The sequence below is a fragment of the Acidovorax sp. 100 genome, from assembly GCF_003688355.1.
Classification (GTDB): Bacteria; Pseudomonadota; Gammaproteobacteria; order Burkholderiales; family Burkholderiaceae_C; genus Acidovorax; species Acidovorax delafieldii.
The window spans coordinates 1,576,737-1,596,322 of the sequence record NZ_REFD01000001.1; the positions used below are offsets into that span (position 1 = coordinate 1,576,737).

Below are 19,586 nucleotides of genomic sequence, written 5' to 3' on the forward strand. Positions count from 1 at the left end.
TGGCGCGAAGCGCAGCCAAGCACTGTTGGGTGGGAAATTGTTCAAAGGCGTTGGTCATGAAGTTCTCGGCGGAAGTAGGTGAAGTGGAAAGCGGTGACGTCGCTGCGCCCCGGCTGGGAGAAATGTTGCTCGCAGAGCAGAAGTTGTCGCGCAATGACTTGGAGCGGGCGCTGGAAGTCCAGCGCTCCATGGGAGGGCGCCTGGGGCGGCTGCTCATCAGCCTGGGTCTAGTATCTGAAGTGGATGTCTATGCCGCTTTGGCAAGGCAAGCGGGTTTGCCTCTTGTACGTCAGGACGCCTTTCCCAAGGAGAAGCCCGCCACCTCGCGGATGAACACCAGCTTTTTGCTCGTCAACAACCTATTGCCTCTGGGCGAAGCGGGCGATGCGGATTCGGTGCCAGATTTCGCTTCGGTGGACCCTCAGAGCGGTGCTTTGCGCGACGCGCTGCGGCTTGTATTTGGCGAGGTACCCAGGATTTCTTTCGGCTTGGAGTCGGAGATCGCTTCCCAGCTCAATGCCTGGTATGTGGAGGATCCCGAAGCTCAGGGTGACGGCGTAGCCGACCAGTTCGAGGCGTCTGAATTCATCGAACACCTGCGGGACATGGCGTCCGAGGCGCCCATTATCCAACGCGTGAGCCAGATCCTTTCCCAGGCCGTGGCAGCGCAGGCTTCGGACATCCACATTGAGACGTACGAGGAAAAGTCGGTCGTTCGCATCCGCGTGGATGGCGAGCTCTACCCGATCGATGAGATCGACAACAAGGACGCACCTGCTGTCGTTTCTCGCATCAAGATCCTGTCTCAGCTTGATATTGCTGAGCGCCGCATGCCGCAGGACGGGCGCACCAAGCTGCGGGTGCATGGCAAAGAAATGGACTCCCGCGTCTCCACCATTCCCACCATGTTCGGCGAATCGGTGGTGATGCGCTTGCTGGAGAAGAATTTTGACCTGCTCTCGCTGGAAAGTCTGCACTTCACTCCGGCGACTCTGGAGGCCATGCGACAGCTTTTGAGCGTGCCGCACGGGATATTCTTAGTGACGGGTCCCACGGGTTCGGGCAAGTCCACTACGCTGTATGCGTCTATGCAGGAGTTGGAAGGCGAGAACCTCAAGATCCTCACAGTGGAGGACCCTGTCGAATACCGGCTGCAATGGCTCAATCAGGTCCAGGTACAGCCGCAGATTGGACTTACCTTTGCCAAGGTGCTTCGTTCCTTTCTGCGTCAGGACCCTGATGTCATCATGATCGGGGAAATGCGTGACGGTGAAACGGCAGAGATCGCTGTCCAGGCCGCGCTGACGGGACACTTGGTGATGTCCACGCTCCACACCAACAGTGCGCTGGGGGCCATCGTGCGGTTGATCAACATGGGTGTCGAGCCATATCTGATTACTGCCTCGGTAATCGGCGTACTCGCCCAACGGCTGGTGCGAAAGCTGTGCGAAGAGTGCAAGCAGGCGCTACCTGCCGAGCAGGCGGATGCGGCAGCGGCTTCGCTTGGGGTGATCCTCGATAAAGGCCAAACCCTATACAGGGCGGTAGGTTGTCCTGCATGCCGGGGCACAGGGTATCGTGGCCGCCTCGCGGTCCACGAACTGCTGCTGATGACGGAAGATGTCAAAAAAGGCGTACTGGAGCGAGGCTCTTCTCTGGGGGGCGGCGATGGCTCTTATGCTGGCGGGAACTTGTTGCAGGATGGGGCTACCAAGGTATTCCAGGGACTGACGACGGCTGAAGAAGTCTTACGCGTTGCACGTCAAAATGATTGAATTTCAATATGACGGTATTGCGTCGGACGGTAAGCCCTGTCGGGGTGTGATGCGCGCGCAGAATGTCGAAGCCGCCCGATTGAGGCTGATTGGCCAGGGGGTGACGCCAGTGCGCATTACCGATAGTTTGGCTGCGGCTGTGCAGGCTGATCCGCAGGCCCGGGGCAGCAAGCTGCGGCGCAGCGAGATCCTGCTGTTCAGCCGCGAGATGGCTCATCTCAAGCAGGCGAACATGCCCTTGGACAGGGCGCTGGTCATGCTCAAGGAAACTGCCAATACAGATCGGCTGAGAGCCTTTGTCGGGAAGGTGGAGGAGGGCGTAAGGGGGGGGAAGTCGCTCTACCAGTCGTTACTGCCATTTGAGCGTGATCTGGGACGGCAGTATCTGGTCCTGATCCGTGCGGGCGAAACCTCTGGCTCATTGCATGTGGTTCTCAAGGAGCTCACCGTGCAACTGGAGGCAGAAGACAAGCTGCGCAACTATGTCATCTCGTCCATGACCTATCCCGTCATTTTGCTGATAGTCGCCGTGCTTTCGGTGGTTCTGCTGTTGGCGTTCGTGGTTCCTCAGTTTCGTGAAATCTTCGATTCCATGGGTGACAAGCTGCCACCTTCCACCAGACTTGTCGTTGATCTCAGCGACATGATTCGCCTGCATTGGATGGCAATTCTCCTGGTCTTAGCCGTCATTTTGTTTCTGGGCTCGCGCTGGAGTGCCACCCCATCGGGGAGGTTGCGCTTGGACAGCATTCTGCTGGATCTGCCTTTATTCGGCAAAGTACTGCGCAACCTTCAGTTCGCCATTTACTTTCGTACATTCGGCATTTTGTTGCAGAGAGGCGTTCCGATGGTAGACGCCTTGCGCATTGCCGTGGATACCTTGACCAATACGGCCTTGCGCAAGGATATCGAGCCCCTGGTCGGGATTGTGAAGGCGGGCAAGCGACTCTCGTCCGGATTTGTTTCCCCGTATCTGGGCAGATCAAGCACTCCCCAGCTGATCCGGGTGGCGGAAGAGACAGGTCAGCTGGATGCAACCCTGTTGGGGTTGGCTGATCGCTATGAGGATGAAGGGCGACGCACTATGGGGCGCGTGCTGGCTGCCATGGAACCCTTAATTATTATTGTTTTAGGCGCCTTGGTCGCGTTCATCATTATTGCGATCTTGGGCGGTGTTTTGTCTATCAATGACACTATTTGATTCTGAATCCTCTGGAAGATATTGAAATGAATATGAAAGAGCTGCAAAGTCCACTCCATGCGCGAGCGCGTAATAACTCCGGTTTCACTCTCATTGAATTGCTGGTGGTGTTGGTGATCTTGACTTTGTTGGCGGGTTTAGTGGGCCCGAAAGTCCTTGATCAGCTTGGTGGTGCCAAATCCAAAACGGCACGCATCCAAATTTCTGAAATTGAACAGAGTCTGGATTTGTTCAAACTGGACGTGGGTCGGTATCCCAACGATGCAGAGGGCTTGCGTGCACTGGCTGAGCGCCCTGCGACGGCGCAAGGCTGGAACGGCCCGTATCTGAAGAAGGGGTTGCCAGCGGACCCGTGGGGCGCTGCTTACCTGTACAAAAATCCCGGCCGCAATGGCAGCCCCGATGTTTTCACTCTGGGATCTGATGGCAAGCCAGGTGGTGATGGCGAAAACGCAGACGTTTACAACTGACGTTTCGGTGGATGCCTGGGGTCCATTTGTGTCTATTGGCGGTATTTCTTGCCTTAGTGCGCGCGTCGTAGTCATGCGTCGCGGCGCCTACGGGTTCACCCTGCTTGAATTGTTGGTAGTGCTGGTTCTCGCGAGCATCACCACGGCGGTCGTGGGTGCGGGTGGTCAAGCATTTCTGGAGCGTGCGCGCTACACCCAAGCAGTGCGAGACGTGGCAAGTCAGCTCAACAAGGCGCGTGTGCTCAGTGTGCAGGAGGGGAGGCCTGTATCGGTGACCTACCTGCCGGACGCGCGTAGGCTGGCGGTGGACGGAAAGCTGTTTCTGGACCTTCACGAAGCCGTCAATATCCAATGGGAAGCAATGCGCGGTGATGGGCGGTCAGGAAAATCCGTCGTTCCGGCTGGCGAGCTTTTGTTTATCTTCAATCCGGATGGTGGTGCTCGCGGAGGACGTATCTCTGTACTGAGGGGTAGCAGCGGTGTTGCCTTTCGCGTCAATTGGCTCCTCGGAACGGTTGAACAATCTGTGGCCGCGGCGCAGCCATGATGCGGCCGATTAACCGGGTGCGTGCCCCTTGCGCGAGCTTTGTTTGGCAGCGGCGCTGTCTCGCAAAGCCTTTAGGCTTCAGTCTGCTGGAGGCATTGGTCGCGATGGCGATCGCTGCCATCGCACTGGCAAGTCTGTACCGCAGTGTGGGGCAGGGCTCGCAAAGCGTGATGGGGGTGCAAGCGCGTGTGGAGGCCGCATTGGTGGCGAAGTCCGTGCTGGCTGCGGGTATTTTTGCTGAAGACCTCATGCGGCAGGATTCTGGTCAGGCAGGTGGGTGGAACTGGCGAGTCGACGTAACGCCAGAGCCGATTTTTCTGAGCGATGAGGCAGGGCGTCCTGCACCCTCGGGTCCGTTGCGTGCGGCCAAAGTCATGGTGCAGGTCAGCAGGGATGGCGTCACGGCCATGACCTGGATCACCTGGAAGCCCTACAGGTCTGCACCATGAGTCGTGCAACTCGCAAATTGACCCAGGGCTTCACGCTGCTGGAGTTATTGATTGGTCTGGCAGTGACCGCTGCAGTGGTGGCTTTGATTTTTGCAGCCTTAGGATTGATTGGCCGCACCGAGGAGCGCAATCAGCGTGTGGGCGAGCGGGCCGAGCGCATGTTGGTAGTGAGCCAATGGTTGGGCCGTAAATTCGATACGCTGCGCTTGCTGAGTCGTCGCGAAGGCAGTGTCTTCGTCAATTTCTTTAGTGGAAATGCCGCGGGTGCCATTTGGGTTGCACCCTTGCCCGAGCGCGGCGATGCCGGGGGGCTTTATGTTTTCCGCACCACCCCTTTGCGCCATTCAGACGGCCGGGTGGATTTGACTGTGGAGGCCATTCCCTATGATGGTGCTTTGATGGCTATGGACTGGAGTCGTGCCTTGCGCGAAACGCTCATTTCGAACGTTCGTACTCTGCAGTGGCACTACCAGGATGGTCGTACCGGCCAATGGACTCAGGACTGGGACGCGTCCAAGGGTCAGTACCCCGCACGCATCCGCCTTGAAATAGGAGACACTCTCGGAGATTGGCCTTCCCTGGTGTTCCCGCTGGTGAGAGCGAAATGATGATACCGGCTCTAAAGGGTGGTCGGGGGGCCGCGTTGATCCTCGTGCTGTGGCTGGTGGCAGCGTTATCGCTCGTCGTCATGGCGAGTGCACGGAGTGTTCGCCAGCAGACACAGCGGGTAGGGCTGGATCTTGAGCGCATGCGCGTTGAGTCGGTGTTGGACTCCGCGATCGAGTTGACTGCTCAGCAGATGCTCGCCGATAGAAATGCTGGGAATGCTTATCGCTTTCAGCGTCTGTCCATGGGGGGGGGCGACGTGTGGGTGGAGATCACGCCTTCTGGGGGGCTTGTTGATGTCAACGTTGCGAGCGATGCTCTGCTGCAGACCTTGTTCCAGCGAGCTGGAGGGCTGTCCGCCGGCGAAGCGTTGATTCTGACGTCGAGAGTGCGTGATTATCTCGATCCGGACGATTCGCCAGGTGGCGTAGGAGGAGCAGAAGCACCTCAGTACCGAGCTGCAGGCTGGCCGTCCATGCCTCGCAATGGGGCTCTGGATGATCTCTCCGAGCTGCGTTCGGTCCTTGGAATGACTTCTGGCCTCTATGAGATAATCGCGCCCCATTTGGGTATCAATGGGCAGCAACGCATCGAGATCGATTCAGCTCCCCCCGCACTGATTGACGCGCTGACGGGACAGCCGGGATTGGGAGCGCGCATTCACAACTCTCCACCAGAAACGAGGGGCAGTGTGCTCATGACTGGGCCCGCCGCCGATTTTTTTTCGCCTGCGCGCGGCGGCGGAACGACGGTGCGCCTGAAAGCTGCGGTAAGGCTGGAGGGTGAGCGCTGGTGGCAGCGGGAAGCGTGGGTTGATCTGAGTGAGCGCCCGGGTAACCTGACGCCTTGGACCATGCTCTCCCTGGAGCCCACACGCCGTCTCAACACGCAAGAACAGGAATTGAAGCCATGACAGCTTGGAGGCAGTTATCTCTTCGTGCGCACGCGGCGCTGGACCGATTGGCTTGGGGTCTGGGAGACCTTAAGCGTGCACTTATGGAGCGCGGAGGGTGGCCGGCGACGTCGTGCACGGCGATTGGGCTGGATGGTGGTCGCTGGTCCGTCACTGGGACACGTGCCCGCCGACTGAAGGGCGACCGCAGGGCCAGTGCTTTGCTGGTTCCGGAGCCCGAATGCCTTTGGGGCAATGTGCAACTTCCTGATATGCCGCGGCGGTCTTTGCCGAACGGCGTAGAGGAGACGCTCTGGCGAGTGTCGCCCTTACCTCCCGACCAGATTGTTGCAGCCTGGCAGGCGGAGCCTCTTGCGCAGGGTGGGTGGTCTGTGCAGTGGGGAATGTGCCGGCGCAGTACCCTGGTGGAGCACTTGGGGCGGCAGGGGCTTTCCGAGACGGCGCAGGTATATCTAATGCGCAACGGAGCTGTCTTTCCCGTGCGAGGCGATGCCTGGCGAAAGCAGGACCGACGTCAGGGTTTGATGGATTGTGCAGGTGTTGTTTTACTGTTGATTTTGCTAGCTGCGTTGACCCTGCCAGCCCTCATGCCGCTGGTGCTCAAGCGCCAAGCGGTGGTGCGTGCCGTATCGCATGTCAGCGCTTTGGAGCCCCAGGCGGCACCCTTGCGCCAAAAGATGGACGAGTTGCGTCGGCAAGCCCTGCTGGCCGAAGAGCTGCGCAAGAACATCAGCGCGGATGTCCCGCTCGCCAGCGTGATTGATGCACTGTCAGGCGCTATCCCCGCCGATACGTGGCTCGATCGTATCGAGGTCAATGGCAGCGAAATTCGGATAACGGGTCTTACGGCCAATGCGACCGAGCTCACATCCTCGATTGCGCGTGCGCCGGGACTGGTTGACGTTCGGTCAACAGGGGCGAACGTGCGTGACGGCACACTGAATAAAGAGCGCTTTACTTTTGAAATGCGCTGGCGGGGTGAAGGAGTCAAGCCATGAAAATGAATGTATGGCGAGCTCGATCTTTGACCCTCATATTGGTAGTGCTGATCGGTGCCATGGCAGGGACTGCTTTGGTCTACCGGGCTCTGTGGGTACGTTATGACAATGCCTTACTGCAACTTGAGCCTCGTAGCGAGCGCCTGGAGGGCGTGGTCAACGCCGGCAGCCAAATCGAAGAGCTGCTCGGAGCAGCCAGCTCTACGGTAGCCCCCTTGTTGCATTCGGGAGGGGAGGCTGCACAGAACGAAGTGCAGCAGAAGTTGCGCCAGATGATCATGGCTTCGGGCAGTACGCTCGTCTCGCTGCAGGTTGCGTTGGAGCCTGGTGCGGACGACAAGATCCCGCGAATCCGCTTGACTGCTACGGTCAGTGGCGAATGGGTCAAGTTGGTGAACTTTATGGAAAGCCTCCAAGTTCACCGTCCCCCTTTCTGGGTGCGTACCGCCAACGTTACCCGCGAAGGGATGAGCTCAGGCCCTGGCCCCCAGAATGCCCGACTGACCTTGCAACTGGAGGCACCTCTGGTTCCGGAAAAGGTCAACCCATGATGAAAGCTTGGTATTTTGGGCCATTGCTGGGGGCTGCAGCGTTGGCGGCCAGTGCGTATTGGTGGGATGTTGAGAAGGAGCGCTGGACGCCTCCGCCCCCTCGAAAACCTGATCTTCCCAAGGTGGAGCCTATGCCGTCAGTCGTTCCGATACGGGCTAGGCAAGCGATTGAGCACCCATTGTTCTGGACCTCCAGGCGACCTGTAGTGGTAGATGAAAAGAAGAGCAGTCTTGTCTCAGAGTTGATGCAGTCGCGCTTGACGGCCGTCTTCGAGTCCGGGCCTGAGCGTGTGGCGATCTTGCTGCGTGCGGATGGCAGCACCCTCAAGATCACCGGGGAAACCAAACCCTGGCGTATCGAGTCCTTTGATGGACGTAGGGCCTCCTTCATATCTTCGGACGATCAACGAGTGGAGCGTCCTCTAGAGGCAGGAAGTGTGGCTGCGGCGCGGCCAGGAGCGCCCGTTGGTGATCGTCTGCGCAGATCCCCTGCAAATCAGTGAGCCACTGCGGCCTACCCCAATATTGGAGCTATCTATATGAACATTCGGCCATCCGTCCTTTTGCTGGCGTTGCTAGCGTCAGGTTGCGCTAGCACGCAAGGCGCTCCTGCCGCACCCAAACCGGCAGAGCCTACACCGGCGGTTGCTGTAGTCCCTGTTGTCATGCCTGCGGTAGCCACCACAGCGCCAACGCCTGCCGTTTCGGTGCCCAAAGCGCAGGGGCAAAAGGAAACGTCTTCGAGTACGAAGCTGTTTCCCGGCAATGATCAGTTCATTAAGCGCGATGTGTCGCCGCGTGTGGATCCAGTCCTCGCCACAGGGGACAAGGTTGCGCTCAATTTTGAAAATGTCACTGTGAGTAACCTCGCAGTGGCATTGCTGGGAGACCTGCTTAAGCTCAACTACACGATTGACGCAGGGGGCGATACGGTGGTGAGCCTCAATACGCGCCAGCCCTTGATGCGAAACCAAGTACTGGATGTACTGGATGCGGTATTGCTGCCACATGACCTCGCGATTGTTCGGGATAACGCTGGCGTGTATCACGTGACGAAGCGCACTGTCACGTTAGGGGCTCGCCCGGTAGTGGGTTCGTCAAAATTCAAGGATCTCTCAGGCGCAGGGACGGTCATAGTTCCACTGAACCACATTGCTGCGGCCGAGATGGCCAAGATCCTTGCGCCTCTCGCGCCTCGTGAGGCGATCGTATACGTGGATTCCATGCGTAATCTGCTCGTGCTGCAGGGCAGCAAAGCACAGCTTGGTGGTTGGCTGGAGATGGTTGAGGCGTTTGACGTGGACTTTCTCTCTGGCATGTCGCTGGGGGTGTTCGTGTTGGAGAACGCGAACGTGAATGTGGTGCGAGACGCGCTGCAGGCGATGCTTGGCAACGAGAAATCATCCGACCCTTATGGCGGAACCGGTGCTGTGGCATCTCCTGGTGGTGCGCCGAGTGCAACAGCAGGCAGTAGCGCGGCTGGTTCGACGTCCGGCGGCGCTGGAGCGAGCGGCGCGGGCGCGCAGATGGCAACACCCTTGGGCGGCTTGATTCGAGTATTCCCCGTGGAGCGTCTGAATGCATTGGTGGTTGTAACGCCGCGCAGCCATTTATTGGCCCAGGTCGAAACCTGGATTCGCCGACTGGATCGCCCTACGGATACTCTGGAGGCCAGCCTGTTTGTTTACCCTGTGCAGAACGGATCTGCGTTGCAATTGGCGGAAATGCTCAACGGCTTGTTCGGTGGGCAGGCGGGGCAAGGCAAGACAGCTGGTGTGGCCGCGGGTTCTGCACCCACGCAGTTTTCTCAGGGAACCGGTCTCGGGGCGAGCGCAAGTACGGGTAGCTCAGGGGCTTATGGCAGTAGCGCTGGTACTTTGGGCTTAAGCGGAGGAGCAATGGGGTCGGCATTGGGAGGTGCGGGCAAGACATCTGCTAACAACACATCCTTGACGTCGACCAGTCAGCTGGATGGCAATGTACGCGTCGTAGCAGATGAAAAGCGGAATGCGCTACTGATCCGCGCTCCGCGTACTGAATACCGTCGGATTGAGCAGGCTCTCCGTGAACTTGATAAGGCCCCGTCTCAGGTGCTGATCGAGGCAAGCATCGTGGAGGTAACGCTGACGGGCAATCTGGAGTATGGGGTGGAGTGGTATTTGCAGAATGGTCTCAGCAATGGTCGTGAAGGGCAGGCATCACTGAACATGAACACATCGGGGGGCATTAGCGCCAGGCAGCCCGGGTTCTCTTACACGATCGTCAACAAGGCGAATGTAGTGCGTGCGACGCTGAACGCTCTGGCAGAGAAGTCTCAGGTGCGTTTGTTGTCCAGTCCGTCGGTGCTGGTTCTCAACAATCACAATGCAACCATACAGGTCGGTCAGCAGCAACCCATCAAGTCGTCTACCGCAGTAACTACTGGCAACCTTGTGACCGAGTCAATCACCTACAAGGATACGGGGGTGATGCTATCTGTCACGCCTTCTGTCAATGCGGGAGGGTTGATCACGATGGACATTTCTCAGCAAGTAACCGATGTTGGCGAGCGGGACACTGCAACAGGGCAGCGCGCCTTTCAAACTCGTCAGATCCAAACGCGAGTAGCGGTGCGTTCTGGGGAGCCAATCGTCCTGGGTGGTTTGATTCGTGAAAACGACACCAATACTCGCAGTGGTGTGCCGGGGTTTGCCGATATCCCTTTGCTGGGTGCACTGTTCTCCACGACGTCAAACTTGCGCAATCGCACAGAACTGCTTGTCCTGATGACGCCTCGTGCGCTTGAGGATGATGATCAATTGCGCTCTGCAAGCGCCGAAATGCGTCAGCGCATGCGCAGCATGTCTTTGGAGTCGCAGCCCTTCAAGCTGCGTGCTGATGATGTGCCTGCTGTGCCAAGGCAATGATGTTGCGCAGTTTGCTCCTTGCTGCCTGTTTTTCGTATCGTATTTAGTCCACAGGAGATTTCGAGCATGACAAAATTCATGGGTCGCCGCCAGTGGGTCGCTGGCTTTGCGGTGCCGGTAGTTACCCTCTTGCTTGCGGGATGTGCTGTAAACGGCGGTGGGGCGAGGTCGTCAGATGATGACCAAGCCACTTTGCTGCAGCGCGCCCAGGCGTACTGGGCGTTGGTGCGCAGTGGTGACAATGTAGGCGCCTGGAAGTATGAAGAGGCATCCAAAGACCCGAAGGCCACTTTGGAGGAATACCTCAAGCGAGGTGGTGTTGCCTACGAGGCGCTGGAAGTGCGGGACGTGCGTAGTGTTGAAGGCGACCGCGCCATCGTGAATGTGTGGATGCGCTATTCGGTCCCCATCCTGCGCATCAAAAGACAAGAGGCGGTTGCCGAAGACGAGTGGCGCCGTATCGATGGTGTCTGGCACCATGTGTTGCGCCGCAGCGTGATGTTCTCCAAGGATGCCAAATAAGTTCGTTGTTTGAGTGCAACAAACCAACTCATGCCGGGTTTCTGGCGGAAATAGGTTGAAAAATTCAAAGGTATCAGTATAAGATTGCATCAACCCAAACGGAGTACGGATGGGTTGCAGATCCCGCACAGGGTGGGAAAGCTTCCTTCAATTATCTAAGGACTGAGAAGATGAAAAAATTTGCAATGGCAGCCGTTGCAGCCGCTGCGCTGAGTGCTGGTGTGGCGCAGGCGTACACCGTGGGTACGTTCAGCAACGGTTTCGTGGTTCCTAACGTGATTCACAACGGCCCAACCGACACCACTGCTGTTGGTCTGATCAACCAAACCGGCCAAAGCGTTGCTGTGTACTGGACGTTCTTCGATCAGAACTCCACTCACATCACTGACGGCTGCTTTGCTATGACCAACAAGGACTATGAGCCCTTCATCTGGTCTTCGCAGTCCGGTGGCGGTCTGTCCGGCACCCGTGGTTACCTGGTGTTCGCCGTTGGTGCCACCACCGAAGGCGGCACAGCACAAACCGCTTGCGGCGGCGCTGCTTTTCTGGCTTCCACCGCTTCCGCAATCTCTGGCAATGCATTCCAAGTGAACAGCGTTGCTAAGGATGTGGCTTTCGTGCCCGTTATCGACGGTGCTCTGACGATCGCTTCTGGTGTTGATATCACCAAGATGAACAACGTGAGCTTGGTGTCTGTTGCTGGTGCTGCTCCAATTGCTGCTGCCGGCACTGGCCCTAGCGTGGACACGAAGGCATTCAGCATGCGTTATGCCATCGACCAAGCCGCTGGTGGTACGGACACTGCCGTGGTGGTGTGGTCTACTGGCAACCACAGCGGTACGCACACTGTCAACATTTATGATGACAAGCAAAACCGCAAGTCTGTGAACTTCAAGCTGACCAAGGCTGAACTGGACTGGTTCGATCCTGAAGGCATCGCTGGTCTGCCTGCTACTTTCACCGACGGTTTCATCGAATGGCAACCAGGTTTGGCAGCTCCTTCTGATGCAACCGCAGCTCTGGGCACCACGCTGTACTCACTCGGCGGTTCCGTGTTCACGTACTCGGTTATCAGCTCCACCGCTTTCGGTGCTGTGCAAACCGTTCTGGGTTCGTACAAGTAATTGCCGATCTGATGGGGGTTTGGGCCTCCATCAATTGGACAAGTTACCCATAACGATCGCTGTAATAGGCGATAAAAAAATAGCGCCGAAAGGCGCTATTTTTTTGCTTTTGTGAGATTGGCAATATGGCTTTGAAATTTCGCTTTCCCACGTTCTTTGCGCCCATGCTCGTCATCGTGGCGATGATGACGGGATGCCAATCCCAGTCCTTGCTTGAGGGGGCTGGAGGCGTTGCTGCCGTGCCGACGGTTTCGCAAATTGCGGTTCCTGTCCCCTATGCGTGGGGCGGTGAGGTGCGTTGTGGGGCCGGTGGGTGTCTGTTGGCTGCTGTCGAGCACGAAAACAATATGTTGGCTCTGCATCGCATTGATGGGCGCAAGTCCACGCTGCTGGATCGCCTGCAGGTCGGTTACCACCCGGACTCTGCCGCGTGGCTTGCGGACGATTTGTTGGTGGCAGCTGTGGAAGGCACTGCGAGCCTGGATGTTTTTCGTGTTAAAGGATCTAAGCTGGATCGTTTGCAGCAGATCAAGGTCGGATTTTCTCCGCGCGACGTCATGGTGGTAAAGGCTGAAGGGGGGCGCTATACGCTTTTGGCCAGCCCGTACAACGGTAAAGAAGTGGCCTGGGTTCTGGACTGGGCGGTTGATGATCAGCAGGCGCCCAACGTCAAGAAGGTGTCTTGGTGTGAAGTGGCGTGGCACCCGACCAAACTGAAAAAGGTGGCAGGTATCAACGGTCCGGCGATAGCGGCAGCATGCCTGGACGACAAGCGATTGGTGGCGGTTCCGGAGTCCAACTTGCTCTCTGCGCCTGTTGTTGTTGCAAGGTTCCCTGCAGTATCGCGCAATGCCCGCCCTTCGCCGCAAGGGGGCTGGATTTACGTGTCGCTGGAGACGGGGGGGCGGAATGCCCGTGTGAATGCAGAAACGGGGGAACTCCAGATGATCGTGTCGCCTCTCACGGGCAGTGTGTCGGTCGCACCGCTAGATGAGGATGTGGTCATTTGGGGAGAGGATCGAGAGCTGTATTTGCAACGCTTGGATGAGAAAGGCGTGGTTGTTGAAACACGCTGGCATGCGGTGAGTGGTTTTGCGACGAGTTTGCAATTGTTGGACATAGATGGAGACGGCGAGCGTGACGTAGTCGCGTTCAACTCGGGCGGTGAGGTGATCGACGTTGTTTACGGCCCTTTGTGGGATCGTGCGAGTCAGAATAGGTTGTTGAAGCAGCGAGCACAATAAAGGAGTATGGGCAATGCGTGGACGTTCTGTGGGTGCGGGTCGATTTTGGGGTGTTTGCCTTTTATCTGCTCTGATGATTGGGGGGGCGTCGGCGGCTGCCGCAGCAGATCTGGTTCAGTTAAAGAGTGGAGAGGTCATAACGTCGTCTGATCTGTCTCAATATCTTGAGCGCAGGGTTGACCTGCGCGCCAGCTCCCGTAGCAAGTGGGGTGTGGAGCAAGTACTGCGCGAGATGGCGATGGGAAGGGCGCTTGTGCAAGAGGGAGAGCGTCTGGGTGAAAAACGGCAGCCCGGGAAAGAAGGCGACCGATTTGATGATGTGTATGCAATGTCGGTATTTCGCAAGCTGATGCCACCTTGCGATCCGCCCGCAGATGCCACAGCGGCAAGAAAGTTCTTTGACGAAAATCCGCAGGCGTTCAGAGTTCCGCCCATGGCACGTTTGAATCGCGTGATGTTGCCAGCCTCGGAAACGGTGGACGGCATGGCTGCTATGGATTGGATGATGGCGCAAGCCAAACTGATTGCGTCAGGTGCCCAGCCTTTCGAGGCCATGGCTAAGCGTGTTGAAGGAATCTATCGCCTGGAAGCGCAAGGTGACATCGGTTGGGCAGTTCTGGTCGATGAGAATGCAATTTTGCGTACCCTCGCTGCGGCGAAGCAAGGCGATATGGTAGGTCCCGTGCGTGAAGGGGATTTTGTGTACCTTTTCTTCATTGACGACAAGCGTGATAGTCGTCAACTGGCATGGGATGAAGTGGCGGTTTCGGCTGCGGCTAGAGCTGTGAACTATTGTCGGCAGACTGCCACAAGAACGCTGGAGCAAGACCTCCTCGCGAAGTACGGCGTGGTGATGAACTCTGCTGCCATCAGTGGGCTGTTCGAAAAGGCGCAATCAAAGTAGAAGTGTCTGGATTGTTGTAGCGGCCTGTTACAACGCTTCTTGCGGTGCGAGTAGGCGACGGTACAATGTACGGTTGCCTAGATATTGCCTTTCGCTTTGGATGCCCACTATGGCTCTGGGGGGGGGCGATGCAGCAGATTTTCCTTTTCGAGCGATTGCTTCGCCGCCTCACTGAATGACCCACGTTCGCGCTTCCGTATTAATTCCTGTCAAAAACGGCGGCCCACTGCTTGGCGAGGTGATTGATGCGATCCTGCAGCAGCAAACTCCATGGCCCTTTGAGGTTATCGTTGTTGATTCTGGCTCAAAGGATGACTCCGTCGCACTGGTGCGTACGAAGGGCGTTCGTTGTGAAGAGATTTCTCCACAAGAATTTGGTCATGGGCGCACACGCAACTACCTAGCTTCCTTGTCGGTGGGAGAGTTTTTGGTGTTCATTACTCAAGACGCCAAGCCCGCAACCACTGACTGGCTATACAACATGGTAAAAGGGTGCGATGCCGAGCCTGCTGTGGCAGGTGCATTTGGGCCGCATCGCGCTCATCCCGAAGCCCGCCATGTTACGCATTGTGAGCTGAGTCAGCACTTCGCGGGCTTCGGTTGCGAGTTGGCTGTGGTCCGGCTTGACGATCGCGCTCGTTTTGCCGCAGACGTCGGCTACCGCCAATGGTTGCATTTTTTCTCGAGCAACAATGCCTGTATTCGTCGCTCGGTTTGGCAGCAAATTCCGTTGCCAGAAGTCGCGTTTGCCGAGGATCAGACCTGGGCTTTGCGCGCGATTGAGGCGGGCTATGCGAAGGCCTTCGTGCCGGATGCGGTTGTCTACCATTCGCACGACTTCGGTATATGGGAAACACTTCAGCGCAATTTTGATGAGGCGCGGTCGTTTAACCTGTACTTTGGCTATCGAATTCAAGATAACCTAGTGCAGGCCATCAAATCGGGTCTTTACTTGGCAAGACGCGATCTCGGCTGGCTTCGTGATGGGGGGCTGAGGGGCCGGCGCCTGTTGAAGAATGCCGCATACATGGGGTTCATAGAAATGGCTCGTGTCGCCGGGCAATATCTTGGTACCAGGCACGACCAGTTGCCCTCATGGCTGCTGCGTTCGGTATCGCGCGATGAGCAATTACAGCGTGTTGGAGCTGGTTGATCATGGCGTTGAACCTTGCAAAAAAAATGTGGCGCGTTAAAGAAATGGCGCGCAAAGAGGGTGTGCCTGCAGCATTGCGAGCTGTGGTGCGTCGTCTGAGGCAAGGGCCTGGTCGCCATGTCGATGTGTTCCGCCACTACGGATTTGCGATGCCCTACGTGCTGTCAGCTCGGCCCGGTGAGGCTAAGCAGGGAACGCTTCTGTGGTTTATCCCGGATTTCAATGTGGGCTCGGGTGGCCACCTGAATATCTTTCGCACGATTTGGCATCTGGAGCAGATGGGATACGTTTCTAGCGTCGTGATTGCAAATCCTGTCATGCACCACGACGCCCATGAAGCACGTGATGCGATCCGAAAGCACTTCTTTCCATTGGAAGCGGCTGTATTGCTTGGGCAGGACAATCTTCCACCTTGCGAATTTGCAGTCGCGACGGGCTGGGATACTGCGTATACAGTGCGCGCATTTGCCGGCGCTCGATCCAAACTGTATTTCGTACAGGACTACGAACCACATTTTTATCCCGTGGGCTCGGAATCGGTCTTGGCACAGAACACATACCATTTCGGCTTCTTTGGGATCACTGCGGGTGCTTGGCTTGCAGAAAAACTTGCCAAAGAGTATGGGATGGACACTCGCCCGGTGGGCTTTGGTGTGGAGCTTGAGCGCTACCGTCGATTGCCACGTAGAGAGCCAGAGATCCGCCGTGTTTTCTTCTATGCGCGCCCGCCCACGCCACGGCGTGCATTCGAGTTGGGACTCCTCGTGCTCAATGCCGTCTGGCAGCGGATGCCGGACACGCAGTTTGTACTGGCGGGTTGGGATACCGCTGGTTATCACATCCCATTTCCTCATCTTCCTTGTGGCACGGTTGCGTTGGATGATTTGCCGGATCTTTACAGTCAATGCGATGTGGCTCTGGTGTTGTCGTTGACCAATGCGTCACTGCTGCCTCTTGAATTAATGGCCTGCGGGTGTGCCGTGGTGTCCAATCGGGGCCCAAATGTGGAGTGGCTGCTGCACGAGCACGTCGCTGTGCTTGCAGAGACTTCGCCAGAAGGTCTGACCGCAGCCATATGCGGCTTGCTGGAGGATGACGAGCGGCGTCACGCCTTGAGCGTTCGGGCGGAGACCTTCGCGCGTGCACACACTTGGGATATGGTGGCACAAGAGTTTGAGGTGGCTTTGCTGGATGCGCGGGCGCAGGCGCATAAGAAGGGCCTTTCCTGATGCGCTGTGTTATCTTAGGTGGAGGAGGCTTTCTGGGGCGCCATATTGGGCGTGCTATGGCCGGAGAAGGTGCTGAGGTGTGGTCCGTTGATCGGTCCTTGCTGGCGGCCACGGTTGCCCCATGGCTTGCCGGTGAGGTTCAAGCGGATTGTTTTGATCTGTCTGCTTGGTGGGATATGGTGGGGGGGGCGGACGTGATTGTCCATTTGGCGTCCTCAACGGTGCCCGCAACGGCGAGTGAAGACCCTATTGGTGATGTCCAGGCTAACCTTGTGGGGACGCTGAGGCTACTCCATGACTTGCGTGGCAAAGCGGCGCGTCCGAGGTTGCTGTTTGCATCTTCTGGTGGCGCTGTGTATGGCCGCCCTGTGTCAGTACCCTTGAGCGAGGAACATCTCACAATGCCCATGGGAGCATACGGGGCTACCAAGCTGGCCATCGAGCATCACCTGCGCATCGAAGAGGCGCAGTATGGCCTGCCCATCCGGATCCTGCGCTTGAGCAATCCCTATGGCGAATGGCAGCAGCCTCATGGTGTGCAAGGGGTCATTGCTGTTTTTGCGCACCGTGCGCTCCATTCCACGCCGGTGGATGTGTGGGGCGATGGGTCTGTCGTGCGAGATTTTGTTTATGCTGCAGATGTGGGGCGTGCATTTGTGGCTGCAGCACGTCATCAGGGGGAATCACGCATCTTCAACGTGGGTGGAGGCTTGGGAACCAGTGTTAACGACATTCTGGTCACCCTGGAGCGATTGCTCGGGCGCACGGTAGAGCGCCGCGTGTTTCCTGCGCGGTCATTTGATCCCCCGGTCAACGTGCTGGATATTCGGCGTGCCCAAGATGAGCTGAAATGGAAGCCTGAGATGGCTTTTGGAGAGGGTGTCGCTAAGGCGGTCGATTGGCTGCGGACTGTGGCATGACGGACCCGACATCCCGTTCCCATGCCATTGCGCCGGCATCGTCTCGCAATACACGTCAAGTGTGGGTGCTTTGGCGCTATTGGATGGTGCGCGAGTTCAAGACTCGTTATGCCGGTTCGATGCTGGGGTTTGCTTGGGCAATCGTTCAACCCTTAGCCACTCTGGCGATTTTCTATGTCTTGTTTGGTCTAGTGCTTGCAGTGCGTGTGCCCGGACTGGATGTGGACAACGGCTATCTGTTGCACCTGTTGGCCGGGCTGGCGGTATGGCTCCCATTTACCGATGCCATTGGTCGTGGCGTGGGGAGTCTTGCTGCATATGAAGACTTCCTGCGCAAACAGCCCATGCCGGCGGAAATACTGCCCGCTGTGTCTGTAGGAGGGAGTCTGCTGGTTCTGGGTATAGGCTATGGATTGTTGCTTGTGCTGTCGTTGGCGCAGGGCGTAGGACCCTACATGTCTCTGGCTTGGCTGCCTGTTCTGGTTTTGGCGCAGATTGTTCTCACCTTCGGTCTGACGCTGGTGCTGAGCATGGCGCACTTCCTTTGGCGCGATGTGGGTTCGATGGTCGCCTTTGCACTACAGCTCTGGTTTTACCTGACACCGGTCGTCTATCCGCTGTCCCAGGTGCCCGAAAAGTTTCACAGCTTGTTTCTTTGGAATCCATTGGCATGCTTGGTACTGATGGTCCAGAGCACTGTATTGCACATGCCGGTGCCGCCTGGAACACCTTTGGCGTTGGGGATTTGGGTGGTGTTGTTGGGTGGCGGCGGCTGGTGGTTCTTCCGATCGATGAAATCTGCACTCGGCGAGGCGCTGTAAGTCATGACCATCCGCTTTGAGTGCATCGAAAAAAAGTACACGGTGTATGCCCGTCCGCAGGATCGGCTGTGGGAGTGGGTTGCGCGCACCCGCCGCCACCGTATCCATGTGGCACTGACCGGCGTGGACTTTGAGGTCCAGGCGGGCGAGACGTTTGGCTTGATCGGCGAGAACGGTGCGGGCAAGAGCACCCTGCTAAAGATTGCCGCTGGCACCATTCGGCCTACCAGCGGACAAGTGACCAAAACAGGCCGCGTGGCAGCCTTGCTGGAGCTGGGTGCTGGATTTCATCCCGAGGAGTCGGGCTTTGACAATGTCCGCTTCATGGCCGCCCTGCATGGCCTGGAGGGGGATGCGATGGTGGATTTTATCGCACGCGCCACGGCATTCTCGGAGCTGACCCAGGAAACCCTTGAACGCCCAGTGAAGACCTATTCTTCGGGCATGTTCATGCGGCTGGCGTTTGCGGCTGCGACGGCCATCGACCCGGACGTACTCATTGTAGATGAGGCGCTGTCTGTGGGAGACCTGCATTTCCAGAAAAAGAGCCTGGATCGGATCCTGGGGCTGCGCGAGCGCGGCGCCACGGTGCTGTTCTGTTCGCACAATCTTTACCAGGTTCGCAGCCTGTGTCAGAGAGCTGCATGGATCCATGGCGGCCGAGTGGAAGCGCTGGGAAAGACCGAGGATGTCGTGACCGCGTACGAGGCCCACGAACGCCGCCGTTATGCCCATTTGCGCGCCAGCGTATCGTCAGAACGGACTGCTGACGGCGCGATGCAGGAGCCAGCCGCAAGCGCTGCGCCCGTGCCTGTGGACACGCCGCTGGTCAAGATCGTGCGCATCACCACCGAGACGGGCGACGGCATTAACCCGGCTCAGGTGGATTCGTTCCAGGACTTGTCGGTGGAGATCGAGGTGGAGGCGTACACCGACGCACCGTTCCATGTGGCCTTCTTCATCGTGCGGCCGGACAAGGACAACGTGTTTGGAACGGGCACACAGTTCCACGAACCCAAGGGCGGGCTGCGAGGCGTTGGCCTGCACCGCCTGCGAGTCAAGTTCCCGTCGCTGCCCCTGCTGTCTGGGGAATACCTTTGGAGTGTCTACACCCTGGACGATACGGCCATCCAGATGCTGGACATGGCCGAGCTGGTGCAGCCCTTCACAGTACTGAATTTGCGCAACACTGAATTCGGGCTGGTGGCCTTGAACCATGAATGGGTGGCGGTCGCATGAGTAATGACTGGCGG

Annotated in this window: 19 protein-coding genes; all 19 read left to right on the forward strand. The window is 57.6% G+C overall.

Annotated elements, in window-relative coordinates; genetic code table 11:
• The first annotated feature begins 56 nt into the window (after window positions 1–56).
• The 19 genes from C8C96_RS07420 (at window position 57) to C8C96_RS07515 (ending at window position 19,572) form a co-directional block, all read left to right on the forward strand.
• On the forward strand, window positions 57–1,775 hold the full coding sequence (locus C8C96_RS07420; RefSeq protein ID WP_199737451.1) for a GspE/PulE family protein: 1,719 nt from the start codon (window positions 57–59) through the stop codon (window positions 1,773–1,775).
• Window positions 1,768–2,976, forward strand: a complete 1,209-nt coding sequence (locus tag C8C96_RS07425; RefSeq protein WP_121941916.1) for a type II secretion system F family protein — start codon at window positions 1,768–1,770, stop codon at window positions 2,974–2,976. The genes C8C96_RS07420 and C8C96_RS07425 overlap by 8 nt, the downstream gene beginning before the upstream one ends.
• 32 nt (window positions 2,977–3,008) lie before the next feature.
• Window positions 3,009–3,446 carry a type II secretion system major pseudopilin GspG gene (gene gspG / locus C8C96_RS07430; protein WP_199737524.1) on the forward strand — a complete coding sequence of 146 codons (438 nt, stop codon included), beginning with the start codon at window positions 3,009–3,011 and terminating at the stop codon, window positions 3,444–3,446.
• Window positions 3,379–3,993 carry a Tfp pilus assembly protein FimT/FimU gene (locus tag C8C96_RS07435; RefSeq protein WP_233584179.1) on the forward strand — a complete coding sequence of 205 codons (615 nt, stop codon included), beginning with the start codon at window positions 3,379–3,381 and terminating at the stop codon, window positions 3,991–3,993. Before gspG ends, C8C96_RS07435 begins: the two co-directional genes overlap by 68 nt.
• A complete protein-coding gene (locus C8C96_RS07440; RefSeq protein WP_233584180.1) occupies window positions 3,990–4,442 on the forward strand; it encodes a prepilin-type N-terminal cleavage/methylation domain-containing protein in 453 nt (150 codons plus the stop codon). Before C8C96_RS07435 ends, C8C96_RS07440 begins: the two co-directional genes overlap by 4 nt.
• Window positions 4,439–5,050 carry a prepilin-type N-terminal cleavage/methylation domain-containing protein gene (locus C8C96_RS07445; protein ID WP_121941918.1) on the forward strand — a complete coding sequence of 204 codons (612 nt, stop codon included), beginning with the start codon at window positions 4,439–4,441 and terminating at the stop codon, window positions 5,048–5,050. The genes C8C96_RS07440 and C8C96_RS07445 overlap by 4 nt, the downstream gene beginning before the upstream one ends.
• Before the next feature lie 140 nt (window positions 5,051–5,190).
• Window positions 5,191–5,961: a type II secretion system protein GspK gene (locus tag C8C96_RS07450; protein WP_233584181.1), complete on the forward strand. Its 771-nt coding sequence runs from the start codon at window positions 5,191–5,193 to the stop codon at window positions 5,959–5,961.
• 455 nt (window positions 5,962–6,416) lie between these two features.
• Window positions 6,417–6,959, forward strand: coding sequence for a PilN domain-containing protein (locus C8C96_RS25125; RefSeq protein ID WP_233584182.1), 543 nt, complete (start codon window positions 6,417–6,419; stop codon window positions 6,957–6,959).
• The gene (locus C8C96_RS07460) at window positions 6,956–7,510 is read left to right on the forward strand and encodes a GspMb/PilO family protein (protein ID WP_199737452.1); all 555 of its coding nucleotides are present in this window, start codon (window positions 6,956–6,958) and stop codon (window positions 7,508–7,510) included. Before C8C96_RS25125 ends, C8C96_RS07460 begins: the two co-directional genes overlap by 4 nt.
• Window positions 7,511–8,175: 665 nt before the next feature.
• Window positions 8,176–10,416, forward strand: coding sequence for a type II secretion system secretin GspD (gene gspD / locus C8C96_RS07470; protein ID WP_233584183.1), 2,241 nt, complete (start codon window positions 8,176–8,178; stop codon window positions 10,414–10,416).
• Between the two features lie 66 nt (window positions 10,417–10,482).
• Complete coding sequence (locus C8C96_RS07475; RefSeq protein WP_056745410.1) at window positions 10,483–10,938, forward strand: hypothetical protein; 456 nt, start codon at window positions 10,483–10,485, stop codon at window positions 10,936–10,938.
• A 170-nt stretch (window positions 10,939–11,108) separates the two neighbouring features.
• Window positions 11,109–12,062, forward strand: coding sequence for a hypothetical protein (locus C8C96_RS07480; RefSeq protein ID WP_121941923.1), 954 nt, complete (start codon window positions 11,109–11,111; stop codon window positions 12,060–12,062).
• Window positions 12,063–12,187: 125 nt separating this feature from the next.
• Window positions 12,188–13,306, forward strand: a complete 1,119-nt coding sequence (locus C8C96_RS07485; RefSeq protein WP_147455654.1) for a VCBS repeat-containing protein — start codon at window positions 12,188–12,190, stop codon at window positions 13,304–13,306.
• A gap of 13 nt (window positions 13,307–13,319) precedes the next feature.
• Window positions 13,320–14,210 (forward strand): peptidylprolyl isomerase, encoded by an 891-nt coding sequence (locus tag C8C96_RS07490; protein ID WP_233584184.1) that lies wholly within the window; start codon window positions 13,320–13,322, stop codon window positions 14,208–14,210.
• A 175-nt stretch (window positions 14,211–14,385) separates the two neighbouring features.
• Window positions 14,386–15,363, forward strand: a complete 978-nt coding sequence (locus C8C96_RS07495) for a glycosyltransferase family 2 protein (protein ID WP_121941925.1) — start codon at window positions 14,386–14,388, stop codon at window positions 15,361–15,363.
• Between the two features lie 2 nt (window positions 15,364–15,365).
• Entirely contained in the window at window positions 15,366–16,592 is a 1,227-nt protein-coding gene (locus tag C8C96_RS07500; protein WP_121941926.1) for a glycosyltransferase family 4 protein, read from the forward strand.
• On the forward strand, window positions 16,592–17,512 hold the full coding sequence (locus C8C96_RS07505; RefSeq protein ID WP_121941927.1) for an NAD-dependent epimerase/dehydratase family protein: 921 nt from the start codon (window positions 16,592–16,594) through the stop codon (window positions 17,510–17,512). The genes C8C96_RS07500 and C8C96_RS07505 overlap by 1 nt, the downstream gene beginning before the upstream one ends.
• Window positions 17,509–18,333, forward strand: a complete 825-nt coding sequence (locus C8C96_RS07510; protein ID WP_233584186.1) for an ABC transporter permease — start codon at window positions 17,509–17,511, stop codon at window positions 18,331–18,333. Before C8C96_RS07505 ends, C8C96_RS07510 begins: the two co-directional genes overlap by 4 nt.
• Before the next feature lie 3 nt (window positions 18,334–18,336).
• On the forward strand, window positions 18,337–19,572 hold the full coding sequence (locus C8C96_RS07515; RefSeq protein ID WP_121941929.1) for an ABC transporter ATP-binding protein: 1,236 nt from the start codon (window positions 18,337–18,339) through the stop codon (window positions 19,570–19,572).
• The last annotated feature ends 14 nt before the right edge of the window (window positions 19,573–19,586 follow it).

Coding starts and splice junctions, on each gene's coding strand:
- C8C96_RS07420 (WP_199737451.1), top strand. CDS start 57: ATGAAGTTCTCGGCGGAAGTAGGTGAAGTGGAAAGCGGTGACGTCGCT.
- C8C96_RS07495 (WP_121941925.1), top strand. CDS start 14,386: ATGACCCACGTTCGCGCTTCCGTATTAATTCCTGTCAAAAACGGCGGC.
- C8C96_RS25125 (WP_233584182.1), top strand. CDS start 6,417: ATGCGCAACGGAGCTGTCTTTCCCGTGCGAGGCGATGCCTGGCGAAAG.
- C8C96_RS07490 (WP_233584184.1), top strand. CDS start 13,320: ATGCGTGGACGTTCTGTGGGTGCGGGTCGATTTTGGGGTGTTTGCCTT.
- C8C96_RS07505 (WP_121941927.1), top strand. CDS start 16,592: ATGCGCTGTGTTATCTTAGGTGGAGGAGGCTTTCTGGGGCGCCATATT.
- C8C96_RS07510 (WP_233584186.1), top strand. CDS start 17,509: ATGACGGACCCGACATCCCGTTCCCATGCCATTGCGCCGGCATCGTCT.
- C8C96_RS07500 (WP_121941926.1), top strand. CDS start 15,366: ATGGCGTTGAACCTTGCAAAAAAAATGTGGCGCGTTAAAGAAATGGCG.
- C8C96_RS07480 (WP_121941923.1), top strand. CDS start 11,109: ATGAAAAAATTTGCAATGGCAGCCGTTGCAGCCGCTGCGCTGAGTGCT.
- C8C96_RS07445 (WP_121941918.1), top strand. CDS start 4,439: ATGAGTCGTGCAACTCGCAAATTGACCCAGGGCTTCACGCTGCTGGAG.
- C8C96_RS07460 (WP_199737452.1), top strand. CDS start 6,956: ATGAAAATGAATGTATGGCGAGCTCGATCTTTGACCCTCATATTGGTA.
- C8C96_RS07485 (WP_147455654.1), top strand. CDS start 12,188: ATGGCTTTGAAATTTCGCTTTCCCACGTTCTTTGCGCCCATGCTCGTC.
- C8C96_RS07425 (WP_121941916.1), top strand. CDS start 1,768: ATGATTGAATTTCAATATGACGGTATTGCGTCGGACGGTAAGCCCTGT.
- gspD (WP_233584183.1), top strand. CDS start 8,176: ATGCCTGCGGTAGCCACCACAGCGCCAACGCCTGCCGTTTCGGTGCCC.
- C8C96_RS07475 (WP_056745410.1), top strand. CDS start 10,483: ATGACAAAATTCATGGGTCGCCGCCAGTGGGTCGCTGGCTTTGCGGTG.
- gspG (WP_199737524.1), top strand. CDS start 3,009: ATGAAAGAGCTGCAAAGTCCACTCCATGCGCGAGCGCGTAATAACTCC.
- C8C96_RS07515 (WP_121941929.1), top strand. CDS start 18,337: ATGACCATCCGCTTTGAGTGCATCGAAAAAAAGTACACGGTGTATGCC.
- C8C96_RS07450 (WP_233584181.1), top strand. CDS start 5,191: ATGCGCGTTGAGTCGGTGTTGGACTCCGCGATCGAGTTGACTGCTCAG.
- C8C96_RS07435 (WP_233584179.1), top strand. CDS start 3,379: ATGTTTTCACTCTGGGATCTGATGGCAAGCCAGGTGGTGATGGCGAAA.
- C8C96_RS07440 (WP_233584180.1), top strand. CDS start 3,990: ATGATGCGGCCGATTAACCGGGTGCGTGCCCCTTGCGCGAGCTTTGTT.